This window comes from Streptomyces sp. CNZ301, assembly GCF_004217425.1.
The window spans coordinates 2718914-2734632 of the sequence record NZ_SHLG01000001.1 but is presented as its reverse complement, the minus strand read 5'-3'; the positions used below and the strand labels follow the sequence as shown (position 1 = coordinate 2734632).

The 15719-nt window shown below is 70.5% G+C and carries 13 protein-coding genes; 5 read left to right on the top strand and 8 right to left on the bottom strand.

The features are described 5' to 3' along the window. Positions 1-120: 120 nt before the first annotated feature. Positions 121-738 carry a hypothetical protein gene (locus EV375_RS11650; RefSeq protein WP_130299383.1) on the top strand — a complete coding sequence of 206 codons (618 nt, stop codon included), beginning with the start codon at positions 121-123 and terminating at the stop codon, positions 736-738. Between the two features lie 690 nt (positions 739-1428). Here the strand turns inward: EV375_RS11650 and EV375_RS11640 are convergent. From EV375_RS11640 to EV375_RS11620, 5 genes are all read right to left on the bottom strand, one after another. Continuing rightward, the gene (locus EV375_RS11640; RefSeq protein WP_207228071.1) at positions 1429-2439 is read right to left on the bottom strand and encodes a TrbL/VirB6 family protein; all 1011 of its coding nucleotides are present in this window, start codon (positions 2437-2439) and stop codon (positions 1429-1431) included. Between the two features lie 206 nt (positions 2440-2645). Beyond that, positions 2646-3266 (bottom strand): hypothetical protein, encoded by a 621-nt coding sequence (locus EV375_RS11635; RefSeq protein WP_130299382.1) that lies wholly within the window; start codon positions 3264-3266, stop codon positions 2646-2648. A gap of 181 nt (positions 3267-3447) precedes the next feature. Then, positions 3448-4068, bottom strand: a complete 621-nt coding sequence (locus EV375_RS11630; protein ID WP_130299381.1) for a hypothetical protein — start codon at positions 4066-4068, stop codon at positions 3448-3450. Positions 4069-4148: 80 nt separating this feature from the next. Beyond that, positions 4149-4757, bottom strand: coding sequence for a hypothetical protein (locus EV375_RS11625; protein WP_130299380.1), 609 nt, complete (start codon positions 4755-4757; stop codon positions 4149-4151). Positions 4758-5766: 1009 nt separating this feature from the next. Next, positions 5767-6339, bottom strand: a complete 573-nt coding sequence (locus EV375_RS11620; RefSeq protein WP_130299379.1) for a cob(I)yrinic acid a,c-diamide adenosyltransferase — start codon at positions 6337-6339, stop codon at positions 5767-5769. Positions 6340-6871: 532 nt separating this feature from the next. On the opposite strand from EV375_RS11620, the gene EV375_RS11615 reads away from it, so the two are divergent. The 3 genes from EV375_RS11615 to EV375_RS11605 all read left to right on the top strand — a co-directional run bounded on the left by EV375_RS11615 (position 6872) and on the right by EV375_RS11605 (position 10988). Further along, the gene (locus EV375_RS11615) at positions 6872-7720 is read left to right on the top strand and encodes a 3-hydroxyacyl-CoA dehydrogenase family protein (RefSeq protein WP_130299378.1); all 849 of its coding nucleotides are present in this window, start codon (positions 6872-6874) and stop codon (positions 7718-7720) included. Between the two features lie 188 nt (positions 7721-7908). Then, entirely contained in the window at positions 7909-8241 is a 333-nt protein-coding gene (locus EV375_RS11610; RefSeq protein ID WP_055488461.1) for an STAS domain-containing protein, read from the top strand. A 143-nt stretch (positions 8242-8384) separates the two neighbouring features. Next, positions 8385-10988: an ATP-binding protein gene (locus EV375_RS11605; protein ID WP_207228069.1), complete on the top strand. Its 2604-nt coding sequence runs from the start codon at positions 8385-8387 to the stop codon at positions 10986-10988. 51 nt (positions 10989-11039) lie between these two features. Here the strand turns inward: EV375_RS11605 and EV375_RS11600 are convergent, their stop codons facing one another. Together EV375_RS11600 and nucS are read right to left on the bottom strand one after the other, a co-directional pair. Beyond that, positions 11040-12743, bottom strand: coding sequence for a hydrogenase maturation protein (locus EV375_RS11600; RefSeq protein ID WP_130299377.1), 1704 nt, complete (start codon positions 12741-12743; stop codon positions 11040-11042). A gap of 447 nt (positions 12744-13190) precedes the next feature. Further along, on the bottom strand, positions 13191-13862 hold the full coding sequence (gene nucS, locus EV375_RS11595) for an endonuclease NucS (RefSeq protein WP_130299376.1): 672 nt from the start codon (positions 13860-13862) through the stop codon (positions 13191-13193). A gap of 231 nt (positions 13863-14093) precedes the next feature. Here nucS and EV375_RS11590 point away from each other — a divergent pair, with 231 nt between their 5' ends. Continuing rightward, on the top strand, positions 14094-14486 hold the full coding sequence (locus tag EV375_RS11590; RefSeq protein ID WP_130299375.1) for an SCO5389 family protein: 393 nt from the start codon (positions 14094-14096) through the stop codon (positions 14484-14486). Positions 14487-14604: 118 nt separating this feature from the next. Here the strand turns inward: EV375_RS11590 and EV375_RS11585 are convergent, their stop codons facing one another. Beyond that, positions 14605-15693 carry an LLM class flavin-dependent oxidoreductase gene (locus EV375_RS11585; protein ID WP_130299374.1) on the bottom strand — a complete coding sequence of 363 codons (1089 nt, stop codon included), beginning with the start codon at positions 15691-15693 and terminating at the stop codon, positions 14605-14607. Positions 15694-15719: the final 26 nt, after the last annotated feature.

Here is a 15719-nt window from a genome sequence, read left to right as displayed (position 1 = left end):
GGCCAACGCGTAGTACATCGAAGGATGGAGGGCGACCCCGGCAAATCGTCGCTGGTGAGGACGTGTACGACCCGGCCGGGGCGGGATGGTGGCGGGGACGTCGAGGCAAGGGGGACAGGCGTGATCGTCACGCTGATCATCATCTGCGAGGTCGCGTTCTGGGTGCTGCTCGCGGGCGGGCTCGCGCTGCGCTATGCGGCACGCATGCCGCGTACGGGAGCCGCGGTGCTGCTGTGCGAGCCGCTGCTGGAGGTGCTCCTGCTCGTCGTCACGGCGATCGACCTGCGAGGGGGAGCCGAGCCCGACTGGAAGCACGGCCTGGCAGCGGTCTACATCGGTTTCACCGCCACGCACGGCCACTACATGATCAAGTGGGCCGACGGTCACTTTCTGCACCGGTTCGCCGGCGGGCCGCCGCCGGTCAGGCCTCCCCGGTACGGAACGCCGCGTGCCGTGCACGAGTGGAAGATGAGCGCGCGTGCCGTCGGGGCCGCGGCGATCGCCGCGGCGCTGCTTCAGCTGGCCGCCTGGTACGTGGGTGACGCCGGACAGAGCGAGTCGCCGCGGATGTGGCAGCAGCGGATGGGACTGGTCGCCGCCATCAGCCTCATCGTCGCGCTGAGTTACACGATCTGGCCGAAGCGGGGCCCGGGGCCGGGCGGCACACGCGCGGGAAGCGACCGCGACCGCGATCCGTCCGGCATCGTCGGCGAACGGCATCGACCTCCCGGACGGTGACCTTCCGGACGGTGAACGCGCGTGCGTACGGCCCTCGTTGACGGAACCCCACGGGCGGGCGGTTCCGCCGCCGTGATCCAGGTCCGCCGGGCGCGCTGCGAGGGCGAATGCGCCTCCGGGCGGGACGGCGGCACGGAACAGTCCGACGGGGCGGGGATGCCGACGACGGCGCGGGGCGCCATCGCCCGGGCCGGGCCCACAGCCGTTCACCGTCGCTGTCGTGGCGAATGTCTTCGGGCCGTGTGCATTCGGCCCGAGGCCTGAGACGAACGCGAGCCGCAGTCCCCGCAAGGGCGGGAGGCCGGCTCCCGCGCTGGCCGCCGCGGTCCTCGTCCGGCCGTGACCGGCCAGCGTGCCGGCGGTCCGCCGGCGGACCGGTCCGGATCACTCGTGCCCGTTCCCGCCGTCCCGCCGTGGCCTGTGGTGCCGCACGCGGCTCAGCGCCGTGGCCAGCCGGTATCGCACGCGTACGTCGCGGTAGTCGGTGCCGGCCTCCACCTGCTCGGGCAGGTTCGTGCGGTCGCTCGCCGAGTAGGACGTGTGGCCGGGCGAGCCGTGGAAGCGGACCTCGGTGTCCGGCTCGCGCCCGAAGCGGAGCCGGTCGGCAGCGGTTGAAGTCGTCAGTTCGATGTCAGGGCGTACAGGGGGGGCGTCAGCGTTCGCCGGCCCCTCGTGACCGTCCTCGCCCCTTCACGGCGGCTCGTCGCTGTCGCGCCTGCGCGCGGTACGGCGCTTGGGACGCTCCTCGGACCGGGCCGAGCGGCGCCCGGCCCCCTCACCTGCTCTCTTCGCGGTGCGGGTGGCGGTCTTCCGCGCCTTGTCCACCGTCCGGCCAGCCTCGTCGACCGTCTTGCCGGTCTCGTCGACCGTCTTGCCGGTCTCGTCGATCGTCCTGCCGGCGCTGCGCCCGGCCTCCTTGGTGGTCTCCGCGGCGCCCTCCCCGACGTCCTTGACGGTGTCGGAGGCGCCCTCCCCGACGTCCTTGACGGTGTCGCCCGCACCTTCCCCGACGTCCTTGACCGTCTCGGAGGCACCTTCCCCGACGTCCTTGACCGTCTCGGAGGCACCTTCCCCGACGTCTTCCACGGCGCGGCCGGCTCCCTTGCCGAGTTCCTTGGCCGTCGACCCTGCGCCTTCTCCGACGGACTCGACGGCTCCGCTGGCGCCCTCCCCGACGGACTCGACGGCTCCGCCGGCCCCGCGTCCGAGCTCCCCGACGGCTTCGCTCGCCCCGCTGCCCAGCTCACGCGCGGCGGAGCCGAGGCCCGAGGTGAGCTGCTCCAGGATCTGCGGGTTGCGGTCGATCGTCGTCAGCACCCGCCCGATGACCTGGGTGACGTTGTCGAGGTGGACCTTCAGCAGGGCCTGTGCGTCCACGCCCTTGATGTCCAGCTGGACCCGGCCCAGCGCGACGTCCGCCCCCACGTTGAGCTTGAGGATGTCCAGGACCTCGGCCTGCAGGGAGACCCGTGCACGCAGGTCGTCGACCTCCAGGCCGATCTCGTCGACGTGGAGCTGCGGCACGTCGAGCAGTACGTCGGGCTCCTCGCCCCGCGTCACCCTGGACAGGTCGCTCCGGCCGTTCCCGTCGTCGTACCCCTCGGAGTCGCCGTTGCCGTTCCCCTCGTCGTACGGCTCGGGGTACTCGTCGTCGTACTCTTCCGGTTCCCGCTGCTCAGGGCTGTTGTCCTTGGCGTTCATGCCACCCCCCTGAAGGGTGCGAATAGGTACAGAACTCCTGTTTTCACCATAGAGCGGGTGCCCGGCGTGCGCCTGGTCGCACATGGAAACGGCCCGGCCTCGCGTGCAGGGGAACGCGGGGCCGGGCCGATTGTGTGGGGGGTGGCGCCTGTGTGTGTGGGGGGTGGCGCCTGTGGGGAGGCGGCTGGCGGAGCCGGAACGCCGCCCTAGCCGCAGTGCTCCTTCTTCTCCTTCTTGGTCATCTTGCGGGTGTGCTGGGTCTTGGTGCTGGGTGCGTCGGCTTTGGGTCCCTTGGCGGTGAAGGGGACGTACCAGATGTGGTGGCCGTAGAACTTGTCCTCGAAGTGCATCTCGTAGGTGCCCTGGATCTCCTCCATGGCCGCCTCGCGGGTGATCCAGCCGACCTCGCCGGGCTTGACCTCGACGTTCGTCTGGTCCTGCTCCGTGTGCGAGCTCTCCCAGGAATGGCTGTAGCTCGTCTCGATGGTCACGCTGAAGAGTGCCGTGAAGCCGTACTGGGCCTTCATGGAGACGCCGACGGTGTTGGACTCTCCGGTGGTGTCGGACCAGGAGACGGCAGAACGCTGAAGGTCCTTGGTGCAGTTGAAGGCGCTGTCACCGACCTGGTGCGGCTCGCCCATGGAGTCGACGGGGGCGCCGGAGGGGTGGAAGACGCACTTGTCGGTGCCGTTGTCGCACTGTTCGAGCAGTTCCCTGGTTGTGGGCTGCTCTTCGTCATCGGCCTGCGCGGTCGCGGGGAACAGGGCTGTGGCGCCGGCGGTCGTGATGGCGACCACCAGCATCGACAGCTTCTTGCGGCGGGTCATGGTGTCTCCGACGAGGTGGGGGTGAGACCCAGCGGCTGCTGGGAGCGTCTCTGCGGCGCCGGCCCTCGGGTGAGGCCGGTGGACTGCGTCCGGTTGATCATCAGGCTGCCGGTGTCCGGGCCGAGCTCGCCGAAGGAACCTGACGGGCGGTGCGACCGGCGTGGGAGAACGCGGCTGTGCGTCAGCCGCAGTGCTCCTTCTTCTCCTTCTTGGTCATCTTGCGGGTGTGCTGGGTCTTGGTGCTGGGTGCGTCGGCTTTGGGTCCCTTGGCGGTGAAGGGGACGTACCAGATGTGGTGGCCGTAGAACTTGTCCTCGAAGTGCATCTCGTAGGTGCCCTGGATCTCCTCCATGGCCGCCTCGCGGGTGATCCAGCCGACCTCGCCGGGCTTGACCTCGACGTTCGTCTGCTGCTCCTCGGTGTGCGAGCTCTGCCACGAGTGTTCGTAGCTCGCCTGGATCGTCACCTTGAACAGTTCGGTGAAGCCGTACTCGGCGCTCATGGAGACGCCGACGGTGTTGGACTCTCCGGTGGTGTCGGACCAGGAGACGGCGGAACGCTGAAGGTCCTTGGTGCAGTTGAAGGCGCTGTCACCGACCTGGTGGGCCTCGCCGATCGAGTCGACGGGGGCGCCGGAGGGGTGGAAGACGCACTTGTCGGTGCCGTTGTCGCACTGTTCGAGCAACTCTCTTGTGGTGGGCTGCTCTTCGTCATCGGCCTGCGCGGTCGCGGGGAAGAGCCCCGTGGCGCCCGCGGTGGCGATGGCGACCACCAGCATGGACATTTTCTTGCGGCGGGTCATGATGCCTCCGACGAGGTGGGGTAAGGCAGTTGCTGCCCTGGTGTCTCTGGGTGCGGTGCGTGCACCGCTCGGGCCGGTGCTCAGCTGAAGCTGATGGACTTCGCACGGTTGTCCATCACGTCACCGATGTTCGGAGTGAGCTCCTTGAAGGGGCCGTCGCGGTCACCGCCGAGCCCCGGCTCCGAGAAGAGGTTGAGCGTGCAGTTGCCCCAGGGCTGGACCGAGGAGATCTGGTCCTTCCACTCGTCGTCCAGGTCGATCTGGAAGTCCACGTCGTCGTCGCCGTTGCAGAGCGACTCGGTGGTGACGGTCAGCGAGCCGCCGCCGTACTTGGTGTCCTTGAAGAGGGTCGCAGCGATGATGTCGCCCTCGCCCTGCGTCGTGACGCCGGAGGAGGCGACCGGCTTGTCGCCCTCGCGGGCCTCGCTGATCTCGGCCTTCTTGCCGGCGGAGGGTGCGTCCAGGAGGCGGTCGCTGTCCGGCACGCCGGACGCCTTCGAGAGGCTCTTGAAGCACTGGGTCTCGCCGGTCTCGGCGTTCAGGGTGCAGTGGTTGCCCTGCCCCTTGGCGTCGCCCTTCGTCTCGTCCCCGGAGACCGCGCCGTTCGCTACCGGTACGGCGATGACGCCTGCCAGCAGTGCCACAGCGGCAACGGTGATGCGCGTGCGCCGTTTTGTGTCGGTGGCCATGTGTGACTCCAACCCCTCGTGTCCGGCCAGCATTTCTGGTCCAGGCCTTGTGTGGGTGATGGTACTCACACGGAGCGGAATGGAAAGGGAATCCAAAAAATGCCCGGCGCCTCACGGAATCTACGCGCGAAAACCGCGAGGTCGAGTGCTCCGAATGTGGCACAGCTCTCACCGGGGTACATCGCCGGGACGATGGAAAGGAAATGCCCGTGCGTCCGGATTAGGGCCATTCCATCCGGGCTCCCGGTGTTTTGCAGAAAGTGTCGCAGCGGTGCGGGCCGATGACCCCACGTCTGCTCTGACCTGCTGATTCGCGTTCCGCTGGTCAGGTCGCCGGTGATATGCGCGGAGAAATCTCAGGGGAGCCTCAAAAAAACCTTAAGAGTTCCTTAAGGAGTCGACCGAGGTTCGGGTGGAGCGAAAGCAAAGAGCTGAGTGAGGCGGATCGGAAAGGTCCTTCCCGTTCGTCTTCACATTCATGCGCGAGGCGGACCGGGAAAACGTGGGAACAGGCCGGAAACGGGCATCGGCAGCCGGAGCCCGCGGTTCGGGAGACATTCCTGGGCGAGCCCGAGCTCGGGGTAGGCACGGTTCGCGCACCGGCGGAGAGCTGCACCGGCGGAGAGCTGCACCGGACTCGTGCACGACCCGCCGCCCGGTCCTTCCCGGGCCATGCGGTGCCGCGTGCCGGGCCGACGGGCCGATGGGCCGACGAGTCGCAGGGCCGGTCGCGGCCCGGCCCGGCCCGTCCTTCGTGCCCGTCCCGGCCCGGACAGCTCGCGCTGTCCCGCTCGGCTCGTCCCGCTCCGCGGGCGGACGGCCGAGCGCCGCGCCGGCGCGCGCAGGCTTCCCGCGACGGTCGACGGCGTGTGCCAACGCGCCGTGTCCGACGAGCAGTTGCGCTCCCATGGCGTGGCCGGCGCCGAGGGTGGCCGAGGGCCGCAGCGGGCACGGTGCGGTGCGGGGCGGCGGCCCCGGCGGGGTGCCGCCGACGTGCGGCGGCCCTTGCTCAGCGGTTCTCGCCCGGCACCCACATGACGTCGCCGAGCTCCTTGTTGGCTGAGCGGGCGAGGATGAAGAGCAGGTCGGAGAGGCGGTTGAGGTAGGTGGCCGTGAGCGGGTTCATGACCTCGCCGTGCTCGTCGAGCGCGGCCCACGTCGAGCGCTCCGCCCGGCGCACGACGGTGCATGCCTGATGCAGCAGGGCGGCTCCCGGGGTGCCTCCGGGCAGGATGAAGCTGCGCAGCTTCTCCAGGTCCTGGAGGAAGGCGTCGCAGTCCGCCTCGAGCTTGTCGATGTAGCTCTGTTCGACGCGCAGCGGCGGGAACTCCGGCTCCTCCTCGACGGGCGTGGCCAGGTCGGCGCCGACGTCGAAGAGGTCGTTCTGCACCCGTACGAGGACCGTAGTGATCTCGTGCGGCAACTCGCCGAGGGCGAGGGCGACACCGATGGCCGCGTTCGCTTCGTTGGCGTCGGCGTACGCCGCGATGCGGGTGTCCGTCTTCGCGGTGCGGCTCATGTCGCCGAGCGCGGTGGTGCCGGAGTCGCCGGTACGGGTGTAGATGCGCGTCAGATTGACCATGCACCGAGACTACGTGCCCGTGGTCTGCGGCGGACCGGCCGCTTCCGGCCTGTGGGCCGGTGCATCTGGGAACCGTGGTAGTTCCTTCGTGACCCCCCTTCCGTGCGCCGTCCCGACCCTCGCCCTCTGCCCGGGCGCGTCCACCCTTCACGTCCGGCGCGTACGGCATCTCGGCCCCGCCGCCCCGCGCGTGCAGGCGTCCTCCGTCATCCGTGAGTGGGCGGCGCGGGGCCAGATGCCGGTACCCCGCACGGTGCCGTCGGGCCGCTCCTCGGAAGCGAGGCTCAACCATGCCCGGCCGCCCGGGAGATGAGACACGTGACAGCTCGGGCGGCGACGTACGGCCGCCGGACGAAGGACTTCCCGGCCCAGGATCCGCGCAAGCCGCCCGCATCGGACACACCCTGTGTGATGTCCGCCATGTGAGACGTGACGCGTGTCTCTTCAATGCCACAAGGTCTTCGCGAAGCGCTAATGTCCGCCCAACAGGCGTTCACGCAAAGGCAAGGGCAGGTAGGGCCAGGTGGCAGTCGTGGGGAAGAAGCTCGCCGTCATCGGTGCCGGTCTCATGGGGTCCGGCATCGCTCAGGTGTCGGCTCAGGCCGGGTGGGACGTGACTCTCCGCGATGTGACCGGCGAGGCGCTCACCCGCGGCACCGACGGCATCAAGGCCTCCTACGAGAAGTTCGTGAGCAAGGGCAAGCTCGACGCCTCCGCGGCGGAGGCCGCGCTCGCGCGCATCACGACCACCACCGATCTGGACGCGGCCGCAGAGGCGGACGTCGTCGTCGAAGCCGTCTTCGAGAAGATCGAGGTGAAGCGTGAGATCTTCGGCAGGCTCGACACCCTGGTGAAGGACGGGGCGATCCTCGCCTCCAACACCTCCGCCATCCCGATCACCAAGATCGCGGCGGCCACCTCGCGCCCCGAACGGGTCGTCGGGACGCACTTCTTCTCGCCCGTTCCGATGATGGCGCTGTGCGAGCTCGTGCGCGGTCACCGCACCAGCGACGAAACCCTTGCCGTGGCACGCGAGTTCGCGGAGTCCGTCGGCAAGACCTGCGTCGTCGTCAACCGCGACGTGGCCGGATTCGTCACCACGCGGCTCATCTCCGCGCTCGTCGTCGAGGCGGCGAAGCTCCACGAGTCCGGCGTGGCCACCGCCGAAGACATCGACACGGCCTGCAAGCTGGGGTTCGGCCACGCCATGGGGCCGTTGGCCACGGCCGACCTCACCGGCGTCGACATCCTCCTGCACGCCAGCGAGAACATCTACACCGAGTCGCGTGACCCGAAGTTCGCACCGCCCGAGTCGATGCGCAGGATGGTCGACGCGGGCGACATCGGCCGTAAGAGCGGCCGGGGTTACTACGACCACTGAGACATACACGTACATACGTCGGACCGACTGCCGCCCCACGTGGGCGCGTTCGAAGGCATCGCCCGCGAGGGTGATTTCCGTGTCGGTTCGAGCACGGACGGCAACCTGGTTGCGGCAATCGCAGTCAGTTGTGATGAGACATTCAGACGTGAAGGTACGCGGAGCAGAGACACATTCGGGGAGCGGTTATGCATATCAGGGGCGACCACGCCGAGCTGGCCGTCGGGGGTCGCCTCGACGTCCGGAGCGCGGCGGACGCCCGAACGGTCCTTCACTCCGCCGTCGACTCCGGCGACGGCGATCTTGTGCTGGATCTGGCCGGACTCGACTCCTGGGACGCGACCGGGCTCGGCGTGATCATGGGCGCACACAGAAGGGCCGGCCGCTGCGGCCGAAGGCTCGTACTGAGGGACGTTCCGCCGCAGATGCAGCGGCTGTTGATGGCCACCAGACTGCACCGCATTCTCGCCATCGAGGGTGGTTTGACGGTTTCCGAGGCGCAGATTCTCACCAAGCCTTGACGTGCACGGCGGTTCAGCCTGAGCGCTCGCGGTAATACTGTGCCGGAAGCAGCGCCCGGTGCTGCCGTTCGCGCCGACCTGCGACGGGAGAGGCCGATAGAGGCGGGGCGTGCTCGTACCGGAGTATCTGGGGGCATTCCAGCATGGTTCAGCACGGCAACACTCAGCACGGCGGTGAAGGCGACGGCGGGACGGACCAGGGGCCGCCGCCCAGCAGACGCCCGGTGAAGCTCTTCGTCGGCAGACAGTTGCTCACGTTGAATCCGGTCGACGGCAGCGAGGTAGAGGCCTGCCCGCCGACGGAGTCTCCCGGCGAACCGCGAAGACTCACGCTGCGCGAACGCTCGGTGCACGCGCGTGAAGGTGAAGCGGCCACGGCCGTCTCCGCGACCCGGGGGGACCCCGCGTCCGGATCCTCCGGCGCACCCGGCCGCGTCATACCGATCCTCGAGCGCGACGAGGAGCGCGAGCGCCTGGCAGGGCAGCTCGCCCGCGGGCGGTCCATACGTCTGACCGGGCTTCCCGGTTCCGGGCGCACGACCCTCCTGGAGGCCGTCGCCGCGGACGTCGCGGACCTCGCGCCGGACGGTGTGGTGCGGCTGAGCGGCTACCGCCGCACGCCCTCCGATCTTCTGCAGGAACTTTTCTCCGCGGTGCACGACGCCCCCTTCCACCGTCCCGGCGACGAGGAGATGCGGGAGGCGCTGCGGGGCATCGGAGCCGTCGTCATCGTCGACGACCTCGCCTTCGGCGGGGAAGCGCTCGACCAAGTCCTGGACGCCACGCCCGAATGCGCCTTCCTCTTCTCCGCCACGCCGGACGTCGCCCCTCCCTCCGGCGACGTCCACGTGGAGGAGTTCCGGCTCACCGGGCTCAGCCGCACCGCCTGTCTGGAACTGCTCGAACACGCGGTCCGAAGGCCGCTGACGAACGAGGAGACCGACGCGGCGCAGGACATGTGGCTCGCCTCGGAGGAGTCCTCCGGAGGCCTGCCGCTCCGCTTCGTACAGGCGGGCGCGCTCCTGCGCTACGGCGGCCGGGCCGGCGAGCTGAGCGGCGGCCGCGGCAGTGCCATGAGCGCCCGCGTCGCCGAGCGGCTCTCCTCGGCAGCACGTGACGCGCTGCGCTTCGCGCTCTCCCTCGGCGGCGAACTGCCGCACCACACACAGCTTCCCGCGCTCGTGGGGGACCCCGGGGCCGACGAGGCCGCGGGCGAGCTGGCCCGCGCCGGACTCGTCACCTGCGCGGGCGGGCACTACCGGCTGGCGGACGGTGTCGCCGACGCCCTCACCGCGGCCGGGTTCGCCGACGGGGCCGACGGGCGTGCCCTGATGGCGGCGCATCACTACGGCTGGTGGGCCGACCACCCCTCCGTCACCCCCGCAACGGTCGCCACGGAGGCGGACGCGGTGCTCGCCGCCGTCCGGGGCGCCCATCGTGGCGGTCACGCGAGCGCGGCCGTCCTGCTGGCCCGCGCGGCGGCTCCGGTGCTGGCCGCCTCGCTGCGCTGGAGCGCCTGGGAGAGGTTGCTGCGCGGCGGCCTGGAGGCCGCACGCACCTCGGGCGAGGTCGCGCAAGAAGCCTATTTCCACCATGAGTTGGGGGTGCTCGCACTCTGCACCGGCCAGCTGCAGCGCGCGGCTGCGGAGCTGGAGGCCTCCATCGCGATGCGCAACGCGCTCGCGGACCAGCAGGGCACGTTCACGGGACGGCGGGTGCTCGCCCTCGCCACGGACCTTCTCGTCGCGCAGCATCCTGGCGGCCCCGTCGCGCCCGACAGCCCCGGCGGGCCCTCCGTGCCGGACCGGACAGAGCCCGCTCCGGGCGCCCCGGCAGGGGCCGCGGTCGCTGCCGCCGGTGACGGTGAACAGGCGGAGCCCGCCCTGTACGAGGCCGGGGACACCCCCACGCACTCGCTCGCCGCCACCCTCAGGGGACACAGACGGGGCGACGTGAGGGACGGGGAGCACGAGAGCGCGCGAACGGTCGCCGCGTCGATCGCCAACCGGGGCCCCGGCGCCACCGGTGCTTCCCCGGACACGATGCCCACGCTCGTGCCCGCACGGGGCGCGGTCGCCTACGGGGCCCGCAGGAACCTGGCGGCGGCCGGTGCGGGCGCGGTGCTGATCGCGGTGCTCGCGACGATCGTGGGACTGGGCCGGATGCCGGACGACGGCAGCGGCCCGCTGGACCGCGGCAAGCCGGGCTCGACATCGCAGCGGGACGACCACAACGAACTCAACGCCGACGAGCCCGGAAGCCGCACCCCCGGAGCCGGCCGCAGCAGCGAGTCGGAGAGCCCGAGCGAGTCCGGCAAGTCCCCGGGCGCCTCCGACAGCGCGAGCAAGGAGTCGCCGAGCGAGAGCAGTTCCGAGCCCGACGAGGACCCCTCCAGCAGCGAACCGGGCGACTCGGGAGGCTCGGGAGACGACTCGCCGACCGGCAGTCCCACGGGCAGTCCGACCGACAGCCCGACTGGGAGTCCGACCGGCAGTCCCACGGGGAGTCCGACCGGCAGCGGCGGCAGTGACAACGGTGGCACTGACGGTGGCAGTGACAGCGGTGGCACCGACAGCGGCGGTACCGACACCGGCGGCACCGACGGCGGCGACACCGGCGGCACCGACGGCGGCGACACCGGCGGCACCGACGGGGGTGGAACCGACGGAGGTGAGACCGACGGCGGCACGATCCTCGGGGCGCTGGCCTTCGCACCGTCCGCGAGCCCTTCGTACTTCGTCGTCTGAACGCGTCAGGACGGGTGATGCACCCCGTGCCGCACGGGCACGCGCGGTTCGTCAGCAGCCGGCGGTGCCTGCCACCTGCGTGCCGCGCATGGCCTCTTTGCGGACGAACGCTCTGCGCAGCGCGTGATAGGGCTCGTCGCGGTCGAAGAACTGCCGGTGCATGACGGCCAGTTCCTCCGCGCGGTAGTCCGCCAGCGGCTTCACCGCCTCGTCCCGTGCCCGCGCGGCGGCCTTTCCGGCGACGCGGGCCGCCCATGCCGGTGTGTGTGCCAGCTCCGCCGCCATCCGTGACGCCTCACCGGCGAAATCCGCCGGCGAGGTGGTCACCAGACGGTCCACCAGCCCCGCGCAGGCGGCAGACGACGCGCTCACTGGGAGGGCCTCCCGCATCAGACGCTCCGCCGCCTCATGACCCACGCGGCCCGGGAGCGTGTAGGTCCAGTACTCCGACCCGTACAGGCCCATGAGCCGGTAGTGCGGGTTGAGGACGGCGCCCTCCCGGCACCACACCTCGTCCGCGGCGAGTGCCAGCATCACGCCGCCGGCCGCGGCATTGCCGCCCAGCGCGGCGACCACCAGCCGGTCCGTCGTGCGCAGGACGGCCTCCACCAGGTCGTCCATCGCGTTGATGTTGGCCCATGACTCCGCACCGGGATCGGCGGCGGCCTCGATCACACCGAGGTGGATGCCGTTGGAGAAGAAGTCACGACGGCTGCCCAGCACGATCACCCGAGTGGGACGCGAGAGCGCGTACCGGTACGCCGCCAGCAGGCGGCGGCACTGGCCGGTGCTCATCGCGCCTCCGGGGAAGGAGAACCACACGAAGCCGGTGTCGCCCCTGTGCTCGTAGCGGATGTCGCTCCAGCCTCCGCTTCCCCAGGTGCCCGGCTCCAGTTGCGCCGGCAGCTCCGGTACCGACCCCGGCAGGCGCCCGCCGAGCGCGTCCACCGCGGGCATCCTGAACGTGGCCGGTCCGCCCGGGATGCGGCGCGCTCTCAACTGGGGGATCCACACGGCGCCGTCACGCGTCGCACGGCAGACGGCGCCCGCTCGCGTCGCCACGATCTCGCCGGGCGCGCCGCGCAGGGGCAGCGCGGACTCGGGGTGTCCGCCGTGCAGGAACCATTCCCCGCCGAGCAGTTCGTCGAGCACTCCCGGCTGGGAGTCCGCCGCACGCAGCTTGCGGAGCACAGTGCCGGTGGAGTCGGCGGCCCAGTCGATCCGTCGTTTGTCCTGACGGAAGTACGGGCGCCACACCACTTCCGCACCGAGCGCGTCCTGGCGCTGCGGCTTGTATGTGCCCGAGGCGAAGCGGGCGACCGCGAGCTTCACCGCTGCCGTCGCGGCGTCCGACACCTCGTTGCGGTACACATCGCTCTTGCCGGCTTCGGGCAGCGCGAACGGGACCGTGGCCCAGATGTCCCCGGCGTCCATCTCGGCGTCCGCCTGGAGCACAGTCACCGCCCAGTGGCGGGCGCCGGTCGCGATCGCCCAGTCCAGGGAGGAGGGGCCGCGGTCGCCGGGGGGCCCGGGGTGCACGATGAGGCAGACGTGACGCGAGTAGACGTCTTCGGGGAGGGCCGTCTTGAGCATCGGCGCGACGATCAGCGCCGGGGCGTGCCGGTGGACCGCCTGCCGTACCGCGTTCTCGTCGCCGCCGCACACGGTGTCCAACTGATGGCCGAAATCGCTCAGTTCGGCGTACACGCGTTGGGTGAGGCTGTTGAAGGCACTTGCCACGAGCAGGATGCGCACCGAACACTCCCAGTTCCAAGGGCCGGGAGTCTCCCCGGCGCCGGCAGTCCCGGACGCCAGGGCCTGTCCGGCGGATCTTCGCGGGCTCGCGACGCCCGGCACCGCACCTCTCCCCCTGGCTTTGCCGGGAGGTGCCCCCAGCGTTGTCGGGATCGCCCGAATACTCCCCTGGCCTTCGGCATGGGGGACCCCATTATGAGGACGACCCTCGCGCCTTGCGATGCACGGCGCCGGACGCCGCTCGCTGATCCACGAAGATCCGCCGGACAGCCCCTATCCGGGTCTGCCGAGCGGCTCGTCGCACCATAAGGTGTGTGACAGGGACACGACCCGTACGGACGTGAGATTTCGGAAGAACGGATCAATTTCCGTTGGCCGCTGCACGTTGAGCACGAGCCCGGCCGGCCCCGGCCCCGGGTGGTGCCGGAGCGCGCCCGTGCGGCCTGCTCAGAAGAGCCGGAGCTTGTCGTCCTCGATGCCGCGCAACGAGTCGTAGTCGAGGGTGACGCAGCCGATGCCGCGGTCGGAGGCGAGCACGCGGGCCTGCGGCTTGATCTCCTGTGCGGCGAAGACGCCCTTCACGGGGGCGAGATGGGGATCGCGGTTGAGGAGATCGAGGTAGCGGGTCAGCTGCTCGACGCCGTCGATCTCACCGCGGCGCTTGATCTCGATCGCCACGGTGGCGCCGGTCTCGTCGCGGCCGAGGATGTCCACGGGGCCGATGGCGGTCGGGTACTCGCGGCGGATCAGCGTCCAGCCCGCGCCCAGAGTCTCCATGCGGTCCGCGAGCAGCTCCTGAAGGTGCGCCTCCACGCCGTCCTTGATCAGTCCGGGATCGGTGCCGAGCTCGTGGGAGGAGTCATGGAGGATCTCCTCCATGGTGATGATCAATTTCTCGCCCGACTTGTTCTGCACGGTCCACACCGGGCACGCCGTGCCCTCGGACTCCTTCACCGTGCAGGGCGGGGACATCCAGTTGAGGGGCTTGTAGGCCCGGTCGTCGGCGTGGACGGAGACCGAGCCGTCGGCCTTGACCAGGACCAGCCGTGGAGCGGACGGCAGATGAGCGGTGAGCCTGCCGGCGTAGTCGACGGAGCACCGGGCGATGACGAGACGCATGGGCGGTCACGCTACTGGACGTGCTCCGGCGATGCGATTCGCCCCCTGATGGCCCTCTTCGGCTGTGGCCGGATGTATGCCCATTCGCATGGTGCGGTCACTCTCCGCCCCTTACGGTTGACGATGGGGGGTGTCGCCGTACGGAGTCGCGTGAACACCCGGCGCCGAGCGGGTCCCTTCCAATCCATCAGGAAGACCCCTGTATCCCCTGGGGTCGCGAGAGGAGAACCCATGTCGCTCGACGTCTCACCGGGTCTGCTGGCACAGGCAGAACGGGGCGAAGTCGACGAGCGTGACTTCGTCGACTGCGTCCGTACCTCGCTCCCGTACGCATGGGAGATGATCAGTACCCTGGTGGCCCGGCTCAAGGTGGACGGCGGCGAGTTCGCCGACAACCAGACGCCGCCACCGGACGAGCAGGCCCGCGGCCAACTGCTGCGTGCTCTCGCCAGCGACGCGATACGTGGCGCGCTGGAACGTCACTTCGGAGTACGGCTCGCTTTCCAGAACTGTCACCGCGTCGCCGTCTTCCCGCTGGACGAAGCGGTCGACGAGAGGCTGGCGCGTTTCACCTCCGTCCGCGGGCAGCTGCTCAACCAGTCGCCGACTCTGCGCGACTGCTGACGCGCCCAGGCTCCGTCCGGCGTCCTCCTGTGCCACGCTGCCGCTGCTCCCGTGGGCAGCGGCAGCGTGTTGTGGGTGAGCCGGACGCCATGTCAACGGCGGTGTGAGCCGCGAACGTTCACTGTCCCGCGGGGAGAAGGGACAGCACCTCTTCGCCCAGCCGCTGCACATTGCGTTCCGTCGAGGCGAGATCGCCCGTGCCCTCGACGAGAAGCGCGAAACGGTCGATGCCGGTGCGCTCGCGCGTCGCGGCCAGGCGGTCGGCGCACAGCTGCGGAGTACCCACCGGGTGCAGCCGGCAGAGCAGTTCGGTGTAGCCGAGGGGGTCGCGCATCGTGCGCTCCCGTCCGTCGACGGTGCGGTGGGCGCCGAGCCCCTCGCTGAACCAGCCGGGCATCGTCTTCGTCAGCGCCTCCACAGCCTCCGCCGTTGAGTCGCCGACCTGCGCCACTCCCGCGGACACGTGGAGCGAGGCCGCCTCCTCGATCTCCTCACGGGCGTGCCCCGCGTCGCGGGCCTCACGCCGCCACATCGCCACGGTCTCGGCCTTCTCCTCGTCGCCGCAGTGCATCCCGAGCAGCATCGGCAGACAGTGCCGCGCGGCGAGGCGGACCGAGGCGGGCGAGGTGCAGGCGACGAGGACCGTGGGGCGGCGGGACGGCGGTTCATCCGCGGCGTCCTGCGCGGGAGGCGAGGTGTGCGCGGCCGCGAACGGTTCCTCGCAGCGGGGCACGACCTCGACCTCACGGAAGCGGTAGCGCTCGCCGTCGGCTCCGACCCGTGGCTCCCGCAGCCAGCGAAGCAGCAGATCCAGCGACTCCGGGAAGCCGTTCTCGTAGGCGTCGAGCCCACCGCCCAGTACCTCCAGATCCACCCAGGGCCCGCCGCGCCCCACGCCGAGCGTGAAGCGGCCTCCGGAAGTGAGGTGCAGCAGCGCGGACTGCTCGCCCAGGGCGACCGGGTGTGCGTTGGGGAGTACGGAGACCGCCGTGCCCACTCCGATGCGCCGGGTGCGCCCCAGCAGCATCGCGGCGAGCGTCACCGCGGACGGGCAGACGCCGTACGGAACGAAGTGGTGCTCGGCGAGCCATACGGAATCGAGGCCGTGCTCCTCCACGGTCTCCGCCGTACGGACCGCTCTGTGCAGCGGCTCCCACTGACCCTGCCCGGGGAACTGTGCGGCCAGCACGAATGCTCCAACTCGCATGCTGCTCCGTCCTCTTGAGCGTCAGG